Here is a 16,635-nt window from a genome sequence, read left to right on the forward strand (position 1 = left end):
ATGCGACGGGCGTTGATACCGCGGCTTATCGGGCTCATCGCCTCGGCCATGGTGCTCTGTTCGCAGGGCGCCCTGGCCGAGACCTGCGCATGGCCTGCATGGGATGCATTCAAGCAGGGCATGCTGAGCGCGGACGGCCGCGTCATCGACGCCAGCTCGCCGCAGCAGGTGACCGTGTCGGAAGGGCAATCGTACGCACTGTTCTTCGCGCTGGTGGCCAATGATCGCGCCACCTTCGACAAGGTGCTGGACTGGACACAGGACAACCTGGCGCAAGGCGATCTGACCACCCACCTGCCGGCGTGGGAGTGGGGCCGGCGACCGGCTACCGGCGTCGCCAACAGCAGTACGTCGGCGACGCCCCCCGATCGCCAGGCGTGGGGCGTGCTCGACAGCGCTTCCGCCTCGGATTCCGACGTATGGATCGCCTACACCCTGCTGGAAGCGGGCCGCTTGTGGCGGGAGCGCCGCTACGTGGCGCTGGGCACTGTGATGATGCGCAACATCGCGGCCAGGGAGACCGCCAGCCTGCCGGGCCTGGGCCGCACGCTGCTGCCCGGGCCGGTCGGCTTCAAGCCGTCCGAGGGCGTCTGGCGCCTCAACCCCAGCTACGTGCCGTTGCAGGTGATGCGTCGGCTGGCAGGCAGCGAAGGTGCCGCGGCCAGCTGGCAGGCGTTGCTGCATAGTTCTATCCGGCTGGTGACGGAGACGGCGCCGCAGGGCTATTCGCCGGACTGGGTCGAATACCGCGCCGATGGTGGCTTCCGGCCGGATGCAGCATCGAACGCCGAGGGCGCGTACAACGCCATCCGGGTGTACCTGTGGGCGGGCATGCTGTCCACGGACGACCCGGCGAGGGCGACGTTGTTGCCGGTGTTTCGTCCGCTGGCCGACTTCGTGGCGGCGCATGGGTATCCGCCCGAGCGCGTGGACACGCGCACCGGCACCGTAGGCCCGAACGAGGGCAATCTTGGCTTCTCCGCCGCCGTCGCACCGTATCTGGCCGCACTCGGCCGCAACGATCTCGCCACCGCGCAGGTGCAGCGTGCACACGCCCTGGCCCAGCAGGCGCCGCCGGGCTACTACAGCAGCGTGCTGGCGCTGTTTGGCCTGGGTTACCTGGATCAGCAGTACCGCTTCGATGCAAACGGCTTTGTCATTCCTGCCTGGACCACGACATGCCCGGCACACTGAGCTCCCTGCTGGCTGCGCCGGTCGTGCTGCTGATGGCGGCCACGCCCTGCGTGGTGCTGGCGCAGGCGGCCGCGCCCAGCCCGCAGGTCAGCCAACTGTTGTCCTCCGGCCGCATGTGGCAGGACAAGGGGCGGCCGGACATGGCGCGGGGTGTCGTGCAGAAGGCCTTGTTGATCCAGCCCAACCAGCCCGATGCCATGGCCCTGATGGGCGAGGTGGAGCTGAGTTCGAATCGCCCGGCCGAGGCGGCGAAGATCCTGCAGCAGTTGCAGCAGCGCTATCCCGGTCATCCGGCGACGATCGAGCTGGCAGACGCCTACCGTCTGGCCACCACCGACAAGATGGAGCTAGCGGAGATTCGCCTGTTGTCCAGTGCAGGCAAGGCGGACGAAGCGTGGGTGCGCATGCAGAAACTGTTCCCGCGCGGTGCGCCCACTGGCCCGGTGGCGGGCGATTACTATCGCCTGTGGGCCGCCGCGACGGGACAGCGCGATCGTGCCATCAGCGATCTGCGATCGCGCATCGCGAAGCGTCCCGACGACCTGAATCTCGCCCTGGTGTTGGCAGACCTGCTTACTGACCGTGACGGTACCCGCCTGGAGGGGCTGGGCATCATCTACCGGGTGTACCTGCGTCCCGATGGCAATCGCGCGAGGGCACTGGAGCTGTGGCGGCGCGCGCTGAACAGCGCCGGCAGCAGCGATACGGCGTACTACGTGTGGTACCAGCGCTATCTCAAGGAAGTGCCCGACGACGTGGGGGCGAAGCAGGCGCTCGCCGATCTCGCCAAGAAGGGCGGCGCGAAGCCGCCCCCGCCGCCGGCTGCATCGCAGGTCGCGGGCACGCAACCGGTGGTGCAGCCCGTGGTGCAGTCGCCCTCGCGAACAAGCACAACGGTGTCATCCGGACCGTCGCGATCGGCGCGCGAGGGCGCCGCGCTGGGCGAGCAGGGCTTGCAGCAGCTGCGCGCAGGCCATCACCAGGAGGCGCAGGCGTTGTTTGCACGCGCGCTGAAGCTGGACCCGGACAACGCGGGAAAATGGCGCAGCCTGATGAAGACGGCGCAGTTCTGGGGCATCGTCGCACGCGCCCGGCAGGCCAACGCGCAAGCTCATCCGGAACAGGGTGAGGCGCTCGCGCGGGAGGCCTTGCGAATCGAGCCGGACAACGCAGAGGCCAAGCGGGTGCTCGCTTCGGCGCTGATCGCCCAGCAGAAGTGGCCCCAGGCCGAAGCGGTGTTGCGGCCACTGGTGAACGCGCCCGCGCCGGATCTCGATGCCTTGCGCGACCTGATTCAGGTGTTGCACGCCACCCATCGCGACCGCGAAATCGACCCACTCATCGCCAGCGTCGAGCCGCGCGTGGGGCGCAGCGGCGAGGATGCGCGCAAGCAGCGTGCCGAGTTGCTGTCGATCGAGGCGGATCGGCTGCTCGATGAAGGCAAGCGGGGCGCCGCGCTGGGCAAACTGGAGGCGGCAGTCCGACTCACGCCGGATGATGCGTGGCTGCGCTATACCCTGGCGCGGCTCTATCGCGACCTTGGCCTGCCTGGATTGGGGCGCGGGGTGATGGAGGACGGACTCCGTGTCGCGCCATCGGCGGACATGCACTACGCCACTGCGCTCTATCTCAACTCGCTGGACGATATCGCCGGTGCCAACGCGCAACTGAGCCAGGTGCCGCCTGCAGAACGCTCCAGCGGCATGCGCGAGCTGGCCACCAGCCTCAGGGCCCAGGCGGACCTGCGCCAGGCACGCGAACTGATGGCGCAGGGGCGTCGCGACGAGGCCGGCCAGCTGCTCGACCGCATTGCCGCCGAATCCAGGGACGATCCGCAGATGCTCGCCAGCGTGGGCCGCGAATGGATCACGCTGGGCCAACCGGACAAGGGGCTCAAGCTGGTGCGCGACTGGCTGGACGCGCATCCCGACGATCCTGCGATCGGCGTGCGGCTGCGCTATGGCGACCTGCTTGCCGCCGCCAATCGCGACGACGAACTGGGGCCGTGGATCGCCGATGCGCGTGCACGCCCTGGCGTCACGGCCGACCAGCAGGCGTCGTTCGATAGCCAGTTGCTGCGGCTGGCCATCCGTACCGCCGGCCGCCAGATGGATGCCGGCGATTACAGGGGCGCGGCACGCACCCTGGACGCCGTGCCAGCGCCATTGCAGTCCGATCCGCGCTGGCTGCTGGCGCAGGCCGACCTGCTGGAGGCTCAGCGCGACTACCGCGGTGCCGAGGCCTACGCCCGCAAGGTGCTGGCGACGCATCCCGGTGATCCCGACGCGCGCCTGACGGTGGCGCGCATGGAAGAGCGCATGGGGCATCGCAAGGAGTCGCTGCGGATCGTGCGCGAGGTGCAGGCGGACACCGCGCCGGACGACATCGATACCCAGCTGGCGATTGCACGCCGCTACAGTGCGTTGGGCGAGAACGCCGAAGCGCTCGCCATCGTGCAGTCGTTGCGGCAGCAATATCCCGACCGCTCCGACATCACCCTGCAGATGGGGCGCACCGAGCAGTCACGTGGCCGCTACGACGATGCAGCGGCGTTGTACCGTGCCGCGCGGGTGCAGGAGCAGGCGGAGGGCGAACTGCCCAGTCCGGAGGACAACCTCACCTCGGCCCAGCGTGCCCTGCAGGGACTGGACGATCGCCGGCAGGGGCAGGTCGCCACGGCAGTGATCCAGTCCGACGAGTCCGGCGACGGCGGCATCTCGCGCCTCAACGCCACCGAGATCCCGCTGTATGTGCGCATCCCCGATGGCTATACCGGCCACTATTTCTTCCACGCCGATACCGTCCTGCTCGATGCGGGCGAGTTGCCGGCCAATTACTTTCCGTCGTCCTACAAGTTCGGCCAGATCGCCGCTTATGGCACCGCGGGCCTGCCCGACAAGATCAGCGAGACCGACAAGGGCGTGGCGCTGGCGGCAGGTTATGAGTTCAGCGGGGCCAACAACAGCTGGCGTGCCGACATCGGACGTTCGCCGGTGGGCTTCACCGTCGGCAACATCCTCGGCGGCTTCCTCTACCGGCACGACTTCTACGACTCCTCGTTGACGGTCGACGTGTCGCGGCGGCCGGTCACCAGCAGCATGCTGTCCTACGCCGGCGCCCGCGATCCGGTGACGGGGGAAACCTGGGGCGGGGTGGTGCGCAGTGGCGTCACGGTGCGGGGGGCGCAGGATTGGGGACGCACCACGCTGTTCGCTTCGGTCGGCTATGGAGTGCTCAGCGGACGCAACGTGGAGGACAACCACGAGTTCAAGGTGCGCACCGGCTTCGACCTGCCGATATTCGAGCACCCCAACCAGCGGCTGGTCTCCGGCCTGGTGATCAACTACTGGCAGTACAGCGACAACCAGCACTACTACACCTTTGGCAACGGCGGCTATTACAGCCCGCAACAGTACAAGTCGATCAGCATCCCGCTCGACTGGATGGGGCGCTACGGGCGCTGGTCGTGGGAGCTGGACGGGTCGGTGGGCAACTCCTGGACGCGCGAGGACGAGTCACCGTTCTTCCCCACCCGGCCCGACCTGCAGGCGCTGGCCGTGGCGCGCATGGCGGCGGCCGACCTTGGCTCGCCGTATTTCGGCGGCGGCACCGGCGGCGGCTTCAGCTACACCGTGGAAGCCGCGCTCGAATACCGGATCGCCCCGCACTGGGTGGCCGGCACCCGCCTGAAGATCGACCGTTCACACGACTACGCCCCGAATCTTGGGATGCTTTACCTGCGCTATTTCTTCGACGAGCAGCGGTTCCCCGTGCCATTCCCGCCCAACCCGGTCAAGCCGTATTCGGCGTACTGACCGCCCGGAAGGAAGCTAGAGACAACCACGTGAAGAATTATCCCGCCCAAGCCAGCACCAACCCGTCGAGCCTGGTCTCGCCCGCCTTGCTGCGGATGAGCCAGACGCTTGCCATCGAAGGCTTGCCGCTGCGCCTGTCCACCCTGGCGGCGGGCCAGGCCTACGTGGTGTACGCCAACCGGTCTCCGGCGCGCGATGCGATGTTCTGGGGTACGGCGGCCAATGCCGTGCACAGCCCGGTGACCGTGCTGTCCGGTCGCGAGCCGGAAAACCTGATTGCCTCGCTGCGCGAGCATGGCGTCGATATCGACGTGCCGCGCTCGGTGCATCCGAAGGCCAACGTGTGCACGCTGAGCACGCTGCCAGGACGCGACAGCGGCGAGGTGCTGATGGAGGCGCTGCAGGCGCTGTCGGACCAGTGCGCGCTGGCGGGCAGCCAGTTCCTCATCGAAGGCGCGGCGGCCTTCTTCAACTGGCAGGACGGGCCGGTGCTGGTGCGGCAGGGTGAGCGGCTGGCCCGCTGGTGCGCGGAGCATCGCCACAGCGTGCTGCTGGTGATGTCGCCGCCCCTGGTGGAAGAGGACAAGCCGGCGCCCGCGCTGGCCGAATTCCAGATGCGTTTTGCCGGCGTGGCCCAGCTGGCGCAGGTCGAAGGGGAATACCGTTGGGAGGTGTCGTTCTGGCGCAGCAACCGCCAGACATTGGCGGCCAGCGAGTCGATTCCCCTGCGTTTTTCGCCCGACGATCATCGGCTGGTGGCGGTGGCCGAGACGCAGGGCGAGGAGGGTGATGGCCATGGGCCCGGACTGCTGGCGCCGGACGAGGCCGTGGTGATGCTGGCGCGCGATGAGGTGATGAACGAACGCACGGTGCCGCGCGATTGGCAGGTGTTCGACAACAACGACGCGCTGGCCGCGGCCGCGGCCGGCTCCGTGGCCGCCACCGTGCTGTTGCACCATCATCATCGGGAAAACATGGCCGACCTGGCGAAACAGGTGAACCAGCTGCGCCGCCAGTGTGGCAAGGCGCTGAAGATCATCGTGCGCGAAGAGAACATCACGGTGCGCTACGAGCTGCTGATGCTCAATCTCGGCGCGAACATGGTGATCCCCAGCCGCCTGCCGGTGGCGCAGGTCGAGGTGTTGGTCGACGGCGTGCAGGGCCAGCTGTTCTCGCGCCCGGTGCCCGCCGATTACCGGTCGGTGCTGTCGGCTACCGTGCGCGACCCGGTGAGCGGCTATGTGCCCACCCCGCGCTTCGTGGAGCTGGTGCGCGCTGCGGTTGACCGCAGTCGCGTGATCCGCCTCCCCAACGTGGTGACGCGCCTGTTGCTGCAGACCGACGTGGCCGCGATCGACGCGTTGCGTGCCTGCACGATGCGTCGTTCGGGTGACCTGTGCACCGCCAGCGGCGACAGCGTGTATGTGTTCTTCTTCGCCTGCCACGTGGAAGACGCAGGCAAGGCCTGCCAGCGCGCCTTCAAGCTTCCGTTGGGCGAGCTGTTCCAGGGGGAGCTGCGCTGTGGTGACCGGACGTCGATCATGGACCTGCTGGCGAGCATCGAGCAGGAGATCAGCCAGTTGCCGGCGCCGGACTATTCGGGCTATGTCGACGCCACGGCGACGGACGATCACTTCGACACCATGGCCAGTGATGCGGCTGGCAACGCGTTGCCGGTGGCCGCGCCAGGGGCGGCGGTTTCGCCGGCAACCGCCGCAGACAAGCTGCCGGGGATCGGCGCCGCCGACGAAGCCGTTCGGAGCCAGGTGGCGCGACGCGTGCCCCAGGCGGTGTCGTTGCCGCTGAAGGCACAGGGGTAGGCGTACATGGGCATCTTTCTCGGCTACTTCGTGTGGGGCCTGATCCTGGCGGCGCCGTTGGCATGGCTGGGCTGGCGGCTGCGCCTGCGGCGTTGGGTGCCGCGCTGGACCTCGTTGCTGAGCCGTCGCCCGGTTCGCCTGCCGCCCCAGTTGCATCCGCTGGTGATACGCGGCCGGCGCTGGCGTGCCGATCGTGGAGGGGCTCGATGAAGACCATCGCACTGGTCTCCTCGACAGGTGGCGCGGGGCGCACGACCTTGACGGTCGCGTTGGCCGGCCTGTTGAAGGCCCGCGGGCACGCCGTGGTGGCGATCGAGTGCGATCCGGGCAACGTGCTGGCGACGCACTACGGTCTGCACCAGCCTGCGCGCGCGGGACTGGTGTCGCATCTGCTGGCACCCGCCGCGCCATGGCGCGATACCGCGTTGCAGGGGGACGATGGCGTGCTGCTGTTGCCCTGGGGCGATGCCGCGGCAAATGGACAGGGCGGCGATGCCTCGCCGGAGATGGCGATCGCGACGAGGCTGTTGCAGGAGCCGCATTGGCTGCGTGACCTGATTGCGCGCATCGACCTGCCGGGCCGTGCCGTGGCACTGGTGGATACGCCTGCCTGGCCATCGGTCCAGACCACGCAGGCGCTGGCGGCGGCGGACCTGGTGCTGGCGGTACTGGCGCCCGAACCCCTGGTTTGCGCCACGCTGCCACGCCTGCGCGCGGCGCTCGCGGGAAAGCCGTGCGTCTTTGTCGCCAATGGCGTCATGCCAGGGCGCCAGCTGCACATGGACATACTCACGTTGCTGCGGGCGTCGCTGGGCACGGCCATGTCGTCCTACCGCATCCACGCCGATACCGGCATACCGGAGGCGCTGGCGCGCGACGAGGATTTCTGCCGCGGCGCCCCCCACTCGCAGGCGGCGCATGACATGCAGGGCCTGGCGTCATGGCTCGCGGGCTGGGTGGCAAGGCAGGGCGAGGCATCCATCGCGGGAGGGGCATCCTGATGGCGTCGCTGATCGCCCGCGCAAAGATCTACCTGAGGCACAGCACGGCGCAGGGCCTGGGACTGGAGCCGGATGCGCCGGCCAGCACATGGCTGGCCCGCCTGCTGTTCCAGCCGCCGCGCACGGGGCGTCGCGACCTGCCGGCACTCTGGATGGCCAGCCTGGGCGGACATCTGGAGCATGAGCTGGGCATCGCGGGTGAGTCCGGGTTCGGCGTATGGCTTCGCCGCCTGTTCTTTCGTCCCCGGCACCGGCGTGCGCGGTTGGCGGCGAACCTGCGTCTTCAGCATCGCGAACGCAAGCGGGCACGCCGGCGGGCCCTGCTCGGCAAAGTGGGAAGCTGGTTCAAGCCGGTCTATGGTGTCGCCAGCCACTATGGCGAGCTGTTGCGCCAGCGACTGCCGGGCGTCGACTGGGACAAGCTCAGCGACCACGCCCACCGCTTCTCGGCCGGCATCGACCGGCTGCCGTATCTGAAGAAGCTGATCCTGCTGCTCGCGTTGGTCATCGGCCTGGTCTTCTGCACCACGCCTTTGCAGTTGGGTGAACAGTTCCGCCTGTTCCTGTGCGTGTGGCTGGTGATGGTGCTGGCGCGGCGCGTGCCGGGTCGGGGGCCGACCATGCTGATGGTATCGCTGGCCGTGCTGATGGCAGGCCGCTACATCTGGTGGCGCACGACCCAGACCCTCAACTTCAACAGCGTGCCCGAGGCGATCGTCGGCTACATCCTGTATTCGGCGGAAATCTATACCTGGATCGTGCTGTTCTTCGGTTATGCGCAGACCATCTGGCCACTGAACCGCAAGCCCCGGCCACTACCCCCCGACCCGGCGAGCTGGCCCACCGTGGACGTCTATATTCCCACCTACAACGAGGCCCTGTCGGTGGTGGTGCCTACCGTGCTCGCCGCCAACAGCATGGACTGGCCGCGCGAGAAACTACGGGTTTACCTGCTCGACGATGGGTCGCGCGAGGACTTCCGTGCGTTCGCCGAGTCGGTGGGAGTGGGTTACCTGACCCGCGAGGAACACAACCATGCCAAGGCCGGTAACATCAACCACGCGTTGCCGCTCACCCAGGGTGAATACATCGCGATCTTCGACTGCGACCACATTCCCACCCGCTCGTTCCTGCAGACGACCATGGGCGAGTTCCTGGCCGACCCCAAGTGCGCGCTGGTGCAGACGCCGCATCACTTCTTCTCGCCCGATCCATTCGAGCGCAACTACGACACGTTCCACCGCGTGCCCAACGAAGGCAGCCTGTTCTACGGGCTGATCCAGGACGGCAACGATTTCTGGAACGCCGCGTTCTTCTGCGGCTCCTGCGCCGTGCTCAAGCGCGCGCCTCTGGAGGAGGTTGGCGGCATCGCCGTGGAGACCGTCACCGAGGATGCGCATACCTCGCTGAAACTGCATCGTCGCGGCTATCGCACCGCCTACCTGCGCGTCGTGCAGGCGGCCGGCCTGGCTACCGACAGCCTCGCCGACCATGTCGGCCAGCGCATCCGCTGGGCGCGAGGCATGACGCAGATCTTCCGCATCGACAATCCCTTGCTTGGCAAGGGACTGACGTTCTTCCAGCGCATTTGCTACAGCAATGCGATGCTGCACTTCTTTTATGGCATACCGCGCCTGATCTTCCTGGCCATGCCGTGTGCGTACCTGTACTTCGGGCTGCATGTGTTCAACGCGCAGGCGATTTCGGTGTTCGCCTACGTGGTGCCCTACCTGTTCATCGCCGGCCTGGCCAACTCGCGCATACAGGGCCAATACCGACATTCGTTCTGGGCGGAGATCTACGAGTCGGTGCTGGCCTGGTACATCGTGCTGCCAACGACGCTGGCCTTCATCAATCCGCGCCTGGGCAAGTTCAACGTGACGTCGAAGGGCGGGGTGATCAAGGAGCAGTACCTTGACTGGACCATCTCCAAGCCCTACCTGTTCCTGCTGGCCCTCAACCTCGTGGCGATCCTGGTCGGCTTCGGCAAGCTGCTGTTCGGCTATACCGGTGAGCCGGCGACGATCTGGATGAACATGGTGTGGGCCATGTTCAACCTCACCATGCTGGGCGCTGCCGTCGGCGTGGCGACGGAGGCGCGGCAGATCCGGGTCGCGCACCATATCCCGCTGCGGGTGCCGGCGACGCTGGTATTCCCGGACGGTCGTACCCTGGCCTGCCACGCCGAGAACTATTCGACCGGCGGCCTGGGCATCCTGTTGCCGCTGGAGATGCGCCTGACCAAGGGTGAGGCAGTTGACGTCGCGCTCTCGCGCGGCCCGGTCGACTACCAGTTTCCCGCCGTGGTCGTGCGCTGCCGCGGCGTGCATCTTGGCGTGCGCTTCGAGCAAATGACGCAGGAGAAGGAGAGCCAGCTGATCGAGTGCACGTTCGGACGCGCCGACGCCTGGGTGCGCTGGCAGGAGCAACTGGTGCCGGATGCGCCGCTGCACAGTTTCTTCGAGGTGGTCGACATGGGCTACCAGGGTTTCCTGCGCCTGTACGACGCCTGCATGGACGCCATCGATTCCTTGTTTTCACGCCGGACCCGCGAGAGCGGCTGACAGGACAGCTCATGGGATTCTGGAACCTCTACTTCGCCGTCAAGCTCTACCTGTACGCGGTCGGCGACCTCAGGCCGATCTGGTGGCTGAACCTGCTGTTCGCGCTGCTGTTGCTGGTGCCGCTGCCGAAGCGCTGGATGCGCGTGACGCGGCTCGTGCTGGCGATCGTCGCGGGCACGGTGCTGATCTACCACGAGTCGGACCTTCCGCCGTTCTCCTACGTGCTTCGCCAGATACCCGGCCTGAGCACGTTTTCGGCGAGCTACATGATCGAGCTGGCCCACCGCATCGTGACGCCTGCGGTGATCTACGTGCCGATCATCGTGGTGCTGGCCTACCTGCTGATCAATCGCTGGGTGCGGGTCAGTACGTTCGTACTGGTGGCCATGCTTGGCGTGTGCCTGTGGGAGGGCATGGACGCGCTCGTGGCCAAGTCGGGAGTGCAGCCGGGCGTGGCGGTGGCGCACGCCAACACCGGCGCTGCCGCCAACGACGCGACCGGTGGCTACGACCAGCAGCTGGCCGCGTTCTATGCAGCGGAAAAGGGCCGGAAGGTGAACTTCTCCCCGGCCAGTTCGGACCCGAACGCGCAGTTCGACATCATCGTGCTGCACATCTGTTCGTTGTCGTGGGACGACCTCGACGTGGTGAACATGCACGACAATGCGCTGTTCCAGCGCTTCGATTTCGTGTTCAAGAACTTCAGTTCCGCCGCCAGCTACAGCGGACCGGCGGCGATCCGAGTGCTTCGCGCAGCTTGCGGGCAACAGCAGCATCGTGACCTGTACAGCCCGGAGGACGCCGGTTGCCATCTGTTCGCCGACCTCGCCGCCGCCGGTTACGGCGTGCAGGCCCTGCTCAACCACGATGGCCAGTTCGACGACTTCCGCGGGCTGGTGATCAGGGAGATCGCTGTGCCCGGCGTGCAGCTCGAATCCAATGAAGGCCTGCCGATGGCCATGCGTGAATTCGACGGTTCACGCCTGGTCGGCGATTACGATGCGCTGGAGCGCTGGTACAAGCAGCGCCTGGCCAAGGGCGGCGGTCCGGTGGCCCTGTACTACAACACGGTGACCCTGCATGACGGCAATCGACTGCTCAACAGCAACATGAGCAGCCTGCAGTCCTATCCGGTGCGCATGAGCAAGCTGGTGAACGACATCGATCGCCTGATCGACCTGATCGCCCAGTCGGGTCGAAAGGCGGCGATCGTGTTCGTGCCGGAGCACGGTGCGGCGCTGCGCGGCGATTCGCGCCAGATTGCCGGCATGCGCGAGATTCCTACGCCGCGCATCATCCATGTACCCGTCGGCGTGACCCTGGTGGGCTTGCCCGGGCACAACGATGGCACGCGCAAGACCGTGACGATCGATACGCCGACGAGCTATCTTGCATTGGGCCAGCTGTTGTCCAAGCTGGTGGCGGACAGCCCGTTCCGCGATGGCGCGCCACCCTTGTCGCAGTACGCGGCCGATCTGCCGCAGACGCGCATGATCGGCGAGAACGAGAACACGGTGACCATGACCACGCCCGACGGCTATGTGATACACACGTCCGACGGTGTCTGGGTGGAGGGAAAGTGATGTCGGTTCAGCAAGGAAAGAACGGCCATTTGGCGCCCGATGACGTGGATACCTATGCCGATCACGTGGAAGGCATCGACGCCAGGCATTACTACGACAGCCAGGCGCGTGGCGACCTGCTCGCGGCCATGCTGCGCTGGCCCATGCTGAAGGCCGTGCTTCGGCTGGAACTCCCGCCGGAGTCGGCAGGAGGCTGATCGGCCGGGTCGCGGTGGTGTCGGCTCAGTGGGTGAGGTCGTAGCTGCTGCCGTTGCTGACCAGTCGTACGCGGGTACCTGCGTGGCCTTCAAGGTTCTCCCGGTGGGCGAGCAGCAGGGCTTGCTGGATGGCGAAGCCAAGCTGCAGGTCCCGGCCGATCGCGATACCCTCGCGGTACAGGATCCAGCGGCCGTGTGGACCCTCGGTGACGCTGTAGACGGCTGTATTGATGTTCATGGTGAGGTACTCGTGAAAGCCGGCCGACTCCTTGGCACTGCCGCATGGTGGTGAGAGGCTGTGGTGCTGGCCCATGCATCCGCCGCTGCGAAGGAAAGCCCATCGCAGAAGTGGGAACGGCAATGGTTCACCCATGCTAGGCGTCGACGACTCGCCGATGAATCGGATTTGTCTGAAAAGTAAGCCTCTCTTCGCTGGATTCGCCTTCAGGGTCGGGTACAGTCCAGCAAAGTGACCCCGGCTGCGGATGACGGTAACGCCGTTGCCAGTGGACGCAGGCTTCCAGATGTCCCCTGCGCACGGGCTGCCCCAGTCGTTCCAGCGTGGAGCTTGGCTTATCCGATGACAGACGCCGCGATGAACGATCAACCACGGATCTCCCGCGCCTCGCTGGTCATCGCGGCCCTTTCCACCATCGTGGAGTGGTACGACTTCACCCTCTACCTGTATTTCGCCACGGTGCTTTCCCGGGTGTTCTTTGGCGGCGGCGAGATTTCGCTGCTCGCCACGCTGGCCGGTTTCGCCGTGTCGTACTGCATGCGCCCGCTGGGCGCCGTGGTGTTCGGATATATCGGTGATCGTCTCGGCCGCCGCCACATGATGCTGTTGTCGATGGCCCTGATGACGGCGGCGATGCTGGCCACGGCGTTGCTTCCTGCCTACGCGCGGATCGGCTCCACCGCCGGTGTGCTGCTGTTGGTGCTGCGGCTGGCCATGGCGTTCTCGGTAGGCGGCGAATACACCGGCGTGGTGGCCTATCTGCTCGAAGGCGCGCACGTCCGGCGACGCGGCCTGGTCACCTCGTTCGCTTCCGCCGCGAGTGAAATCGGCGCCTTGCTCGCGGTGGCGGTGTCGGCGCTGACGGTGGGCATGCTGGACGCGGCACGGCTGGATGCCTGGGGCTGGCGCATACCATTCTTCGTCGGGGCGCTGCTCGCGGCCAGCATCTGGGTGGCGCGTTCCACCATGCAGGAGTCCCCCGACTTCGAACGCCAGCGCGACCACGGCACCGTGCCGGAGGCCCCCGTACGGCACGCGCTTACCCATCACCGCCGGGCACTGTTGCGCACGTTTGCCATTTCTGCGTTGGGTTCCATCACGTACTACGTCGGTATCACCTACGTGCCGGTCTACCTCAACTCCACGGGGACGCTGGGTGAAAGCGCATCGCTGAAGCTCTCCACAGTGGCCGCGGTGGCGGTGATCCTGGTCACGCCGCTGGCCGGCATGTTGTCCGACCGTATCGGGCGCAAGCCGGTGCTCGCCGCGTTGGCCGCCTTGTGCGCCGTGCTTCCCTTGTGGATGTTCGCCCTGATGGCCGGTGGTACCTATGCACAGGCGGTGCTGGGTGCAGTGGTGCTGGCCTGCGTGGCGGGTGCCTTCAGTGCCGTGGGCGCGCCGGCGACGGCGGAGCAGTTTCCCGGCGAAGGACGCTTGAGTGGATTGGCCCTGGGCGCCACGCTCGCCACGGCCATCTTCGGCGGCATGACGCCGTTTCTTGCGGAACTGCTGGTCAAGTTGACCGGCTGGAACGCGGTGCCGGGGGCACTCATCGCAGTGACGGCGCTGGCCGTGCTGCCGGTGCTGGTGACCATGCCGGAGACGACCCCCGCGTTGCGCTGTCCGGACTGAGTTCTGGCCGTTTGGGTGGGCAGGCGTCGGCGGCATGGGGGAGGGGCGACGCAAGCCGGGCGCAAGGCTTAGAATCCGTCGCGGTGAATTCCGCGGAGGTGGGCGCGTGAAGGCTGGGGGCAAGTACTGGTTCGGACGCAAGCGTCTTGGTTGGGGCTTCGGGCCGCGCAGCTGGCAAGGCTGGCTGACCACGCTGGCCTACGGCGTGCTGATGGTTTTCCTGCCCCGGCTGGTGGCACCGGCAGGAGATCATGGCGTGCGGGTCGCCGTGATCATTGGCCTCACCGTGGCCTTCTTCGCCGTGTTCCTGTGGAAGCTGGATACCTCCAGCTCCCGTTAGGCGCGCACAGGGCCACGTTTCCGGGCGTGCCGGGCCCGACCGGAAACGTGGCATGCAAGTATCAGAACTTGCTGTCGAGCTTGATCCACAACGTACGGCCGGGCTCGTTCACGCGCACCGTGTTGACGTAGCCGGCGAGGCCGGCGGAGGCTGCGTTGACGTGTTCGGCATACGTCTTGTTGAACACGTTGTCGATGCCCGCACTGAGCGTGAAGCGGCGGTCGATACGGTAGGCGCCATTGAGCGAGAACACCCCGAATCCGCCGCTGGGTCCGAGGTCCTGGCCCACGATGTTGCCTTCGCCCTTGGCCACGCGGTCCTGTGCGGCGGCGAGCCGCCACAGCGCGCCTAGCGACCAGTGCGAGGCCTCGTAGGACAGTCCCAGGCGCGCTTCGAATGGCGGCATCTGCGGCAGCGGACGACCTTCGGTACGGTTCTGGCCCCAGGCATAGGCCAGCGTCACGTCGGTCTTCCAGTGGTCGGTGATGGCGTAGCTGGCACCGGCTTCGCCGCCGGCGATGCGCGCATTGACGTTGCTCGCATAGCCCACGCCCATGGAGTTGGCGGGGTAGTGCATCAGGATGAAGTCGTCGACCACGCCGACATAGGCCGACACCCAGGCCTTGAGGCGGTCCTGGTGATACTGCATGCCCGTGTCCAGCTGCGTGGTGCGTTCCGGGCGCAGCGCGTTGAAACTGTCCAGCGTGCCCTGCACGTGCTGGCCAAACAGCTCCCAGTAATCAGGGAAACGCTCGACGTGGCCGATGCCTGCGTAGAGGGTCGCGGGCATGCCCGACAGGTCATGCTCGTAGCGGGCGAAGCCTGCGGGCAGGGTGTCGCTGCGATCGGCGGCAACCTGGCGCGTGGCCATCGACATCGAGCCCATGCCGCCCATGCCCGAGTCCGGCACGTCCAGCGCGTAACCGCGCGTCTGGGCGCGGTCCACGCGCGCGCCGGCGACGATGCGCTGGCCGGGGTCAAACGTCCAGCGCGCCTCGGCGAAGACACCGATGTCCTGCATGCGGGCATCGCGTTCCCGCGGCTGGTCCTTGTAATAGCCCATCATGCTACCCGGCGGGCCGCCCGAGCGGCTGGTGTGCACGCTGACCGAGCCATCGACGCCAGCCTGCAGCTCCACGGCATCGTCCCAGCGCCAGGTGCCCACGACACGCCCGCCGGAGGTGCGGCGGGCGACGTCCGCCGCCATGGCCATCGGCATCATGCTGTCAGGGTCGGGCTGGCGCAGCGTGTAGTTGTCCATCACGTGGTCGGCGTAGTTGGTATATGCCTGCACCTCAAGCTCATCCCAATGGCGGGTGAGGTGCTGCTGGGTCCACTTCAACGCCGCGCTCTCGCGCAGGAACTGTGCGCCGTCCATGCCGCTGAAGGCGTAGGCGGCATCGCCATTGCCCTTGCCGGCGGTGAGCTCGAGCCGGGTGTCGTCATTGGGTGTCCAGCCGACCGTGGCATCGGCGTTCCAGCGGTCGTACTGCGAATGCACGCGGTTGCCGTCGCCGTCCTTGTAGTCCTGCGAATGGGTGTGGTTGGCGCTCAGGCCGATGTAGCCGGTGGAATCCCCGGCGCGCAGGTCGAGGTTCTGGTCGTTGCGGCCAGCCGAACCGAACAGCAGGCTGGCGTCGCCACCCACGGTGGGCTCGGTGTAGCGGTTGAATTCGCGGTCGAACAGCACCACGCCGGCCGAATTGCCCGGTCCGTACAGCACGGTCTCCGGGCCCTTGATGATGGTGACGCGGTCGTACAGCTGGGGAGCGATGTAGGCCGTGGGCGGATCCATGCGCGACGGGCAGCCACCGGCGATCTGTCCGCCGTCGATCAGGATGTTCAGGCGCGAACCGCTCATGCCGCGCAACAACGGATCACCGTTGCTGCCGCCTTTGCGGATGGTGGAAAAGCCCGGGATGCTCTTGAGGAAATCGGCGCCGTCGCTGGCCGGCACCGGTTGGCGCGGCTGCTTGGGATCGGTGACGACAGTCAGCGGGCTGTCCTGCATGGTCGCGGTGACCACGACAGGGGTGAGCGTTTTGGAATCCTGTGGCAAGGGGTCGCTGGCCAGTGCGGGCGTGGCCAGGGCGAGGCCTACGGCCAGGGCCAGCGCGCGCTGCGCGGTGAGGTGACGATGGATGGGGAAATTCATGGATCGTGAGTCCTTCGGGCGATCGGCTGCCGCCGTACTTCCAGCAGGCAAGGCAATGGCGCCGCGCGTGGGTGCCGGGCACCAGACACGCGCGTG

12 protein-coding genes are annotated in these 16,635 nt (G+C 67.0%); 10 read left to right on the forward strand and 2 right to left on the reverse strand.

The window, feature by feature from the left end; translation table 11 throughout:
* The 8 genes from bcsZ to DVU99_RS00480 are packed head-to-tail and all read left to right on the forward strand — an operon-like array spanning window position 1 to window position 12,174.
* Window positions 1–1,194 (forward strand): cellulose synthase complex periplasmic endoglucanase BcsZ, encoded by a 1,194-nt coding sequence (gene bcsZ, locus DVU99_RS00445; RefSeq protein WP_114238238.1) that lies wholly within the window; start codon window positions 1–3, stop codon window positions 1,192–1,194.
* A complete protein-coding gene (locus tag DVU99_RS00450) occupies window positions 1,179–5,009 on the forward strand; it encodes a cellulose synthase subunit BcsC-related outer membrane protein (protein WP_114238239.1) in 3,831 nt (1,276 codons plus the stop codon). The genes bcsZ and DVU99_RS00450 overlap by 16 nt, the downstream gene beginning before the upstream one ends.
* Window positions 5,010–5,038: 29 nt before the next feature.
* Window positions 5,039–6,829, forward strand: a complete 1,791-nt coding sequence (gene bcsE / locus DVU99_RS00455; protein ID WP_114238240.1) for a cellulose biosynthesis protein BcsE — start codon at window positions 5,039–5,041, stop codon at window positions 6,827–6,829.
* A gap of 6 nt (window positions 6,830–6,835) precedes the next feature.
* A complete protein-coding gene (locus tag DVU99_RS00460; protein WP_114238241.1) occupies window positions 6,836–7,039 on the forward strand; it encodes a hypothetical protein in 204 nt (67 codons plus the stop codon).
* Entirely contained in the window at window positions 7,036–7,830 is a 795-nt protein-coding gene (bcsQ, locus tag DVU99_RS00465) for a cellulose biosynthesis protein BcsQ (RefSeq protein ID WP_114238242.1), read from the forward strand. Before DVU99_RS00460 ends, bcsQ begins: the two co-directional genes overlap by 4 nt.
* A complete protein-coding gene (bcsA, locus tag DVU99_RS00470; RefSeq protein ID WP_114238243.1) occupies window positions 7,830–10,394 on the forward strand; it encodes a UDP-forming cellulose synthase catalytic subunit in 2,565 nt (854 codons plus the stop codon). The genes bcsQ and bcsA overlap by 1 nt, the downstream gene beginning before the upstream one ends.
* An 11-nt stretch (window positions 10,395–10,405) precedes the next feature.
* Window positions 10,406–11,977, forward strand: a complete 1,572-nt coding sequence (gene bcsG / locus DVU99_RS00475) for a cellulose biosynthesis protein BcsG (RefSeq protein WP_114238244.1) — start codon at window positions 10,406–10,408, stop codon at window positions 11,975–11,977.
* A complete protein-coding gene (locus tag DVU99_RS00480) occupies window positions 11,977–12,174 on the forward strand; it encodes a hypothetical protein (protein ID WP_114238245.1) in 198 nt (65 codons plus the stop codon). Before bcsG ends, DVU99_RS00480 begins: the two co-directional genes overlap by 1 nt.
* 25 nt (window positions 12,175–12,199) lie before the next feature.
* On the opposite strand, the gene DVU99_RS00485 is transcribed toward DVU99_RS00480, so the two are convergent.
* Window positions 12,200–12,412: a hypothetical protein gene (locus DVU99_RS00485; protein WP_114238246.1), complete on the reverse strand. Its 213-nt coding sequence runs from the start codon at window positions 12,410–12,412 to the stop codon at window positions 12,200–12,202.
* Window positions 12,413–12,769: 357 nt separating this feature from the next.
* Here DVU99_RS00485 and DVU99_RS00490 point away from each other — a divergent pair, with 357 nt between their 5' ends.
* Both DVU99_RS00490 and DVU99_RS00495 read left to right on the forward strand, forming a co-directional pair.
* Complete coding sequence (locus tag DVU99_RS00490; protein ID WP_198670137.1) at window positions 12,770–14,044, forward strand: MFS transporter; 1,275 nt, start codon at window positions 12,770–12,772, stop codon at window positions 14,042–14,044.
* A gap of 106 nt (window positions 14,045–14,150) precedes the next feature.
* The gene (locus DVU99_RS00495; RefSeq protein ID WP_114238248.1) at window positions 14,151–14,384 is read left to right on the forward strand and encodes a hypothetical protein; all 234 of its coding nucleotides are present in this window, start codon (window positions 14,151–14,153) and stop codon (window positions 14,382–14,384) included.
* A gap of 61 nt (window positions 14,385–14,445) precedes the next feature.
* On the opposite strand, the gene DVU99_RS00500 is transcribed toward DVU99_RS00495, so the two are convergent.
* Entirely contained in the window at window positions 14,446–16,539 is a 2,094-nt protein-coding gene (locus DVU99_RS00500; RefSeq protein ID WP_114238249.1) for a TonB-dependent copper receptor, read from the reverse strand.
* Between the last annotated feature and the right edge of the window lie 96 nt (window positions 16,540–16,635).

This window comes from Dyella sp. C9, assembly GCF_003332825.1.
GTDB lineage: Bacteria > Pseudomonadota > Gammaproteobacteria > Xanthomonadales > Rhodanobacteraceae > Dyella.

Coding starts and splice junctions, on each gene's coding strand:
- bcsZ (WP_114238238.1), top strand. CDS start 1: ATGCGACGGGCGTTGATACCGCGGCTTATCGGGCTCATCGCCTCGGCC.
- DVU99_RS00450 (WP_114238239.1), top strand. CDS start 1,179: ATGCCCGGCACACTGAGCTCCCTGCTGGCTGCGCCGGTCGTGCTGCTG.
- DVU99_RS00460 (WP_114238241.1), top strand. CDS start 6,836: ATGGGCATCTTTCTCGGCTACTTCGTGTGGGGCCTGATCCTGGCGGCG.
- bcsQ (WP_114238242.1), top strand. CDS start 7,036: ATGAAGACCATCGCACTGGTCTCCTCGACAGGTGGCGCGGGGCGCACG.
- bcsA (WP_114238243.1), top strand. CDS start 7,830: ATGGCGTCGCTGATCGCCCGCGCAAAGATCTACCTGAGGCACAGCACG.
- bcsG (WP_114238244.1), top strand. CDS start 10,406: ATGGGATTCTGGAACCTCTACTTCGCCGTCAAGCTCTACCTGTACGCG.
- DVU99_RS00480 (WP_114238245.1), top strand. CDS start 11,977: ATGTCGGTTCAGCAAGGAAAGAACGGCCATTTGGCGCCCGATGACGTG.
- DVU99_RS00485 (WP_114238246.1), bottom strand. CDS start 12,412: ATGAACATCAATACAGCCGTCTACAGCGTCACCGAGGGTCCACACGGC.
- DVU99_RS00490 (WP_198670137.1), top strand. CDS start 12,770: ATGAACGATCAACCACGGATCTCCCGCGCCTCGCTGGTCATCGCGGCC.
- DVU99_RS00500 (WP_114238249.1), bottom strand. CDS start 16,539: ATGAATTTCCCCATCCATCGTCACCTCACCGCGCAGCGCGCGCTGGCC.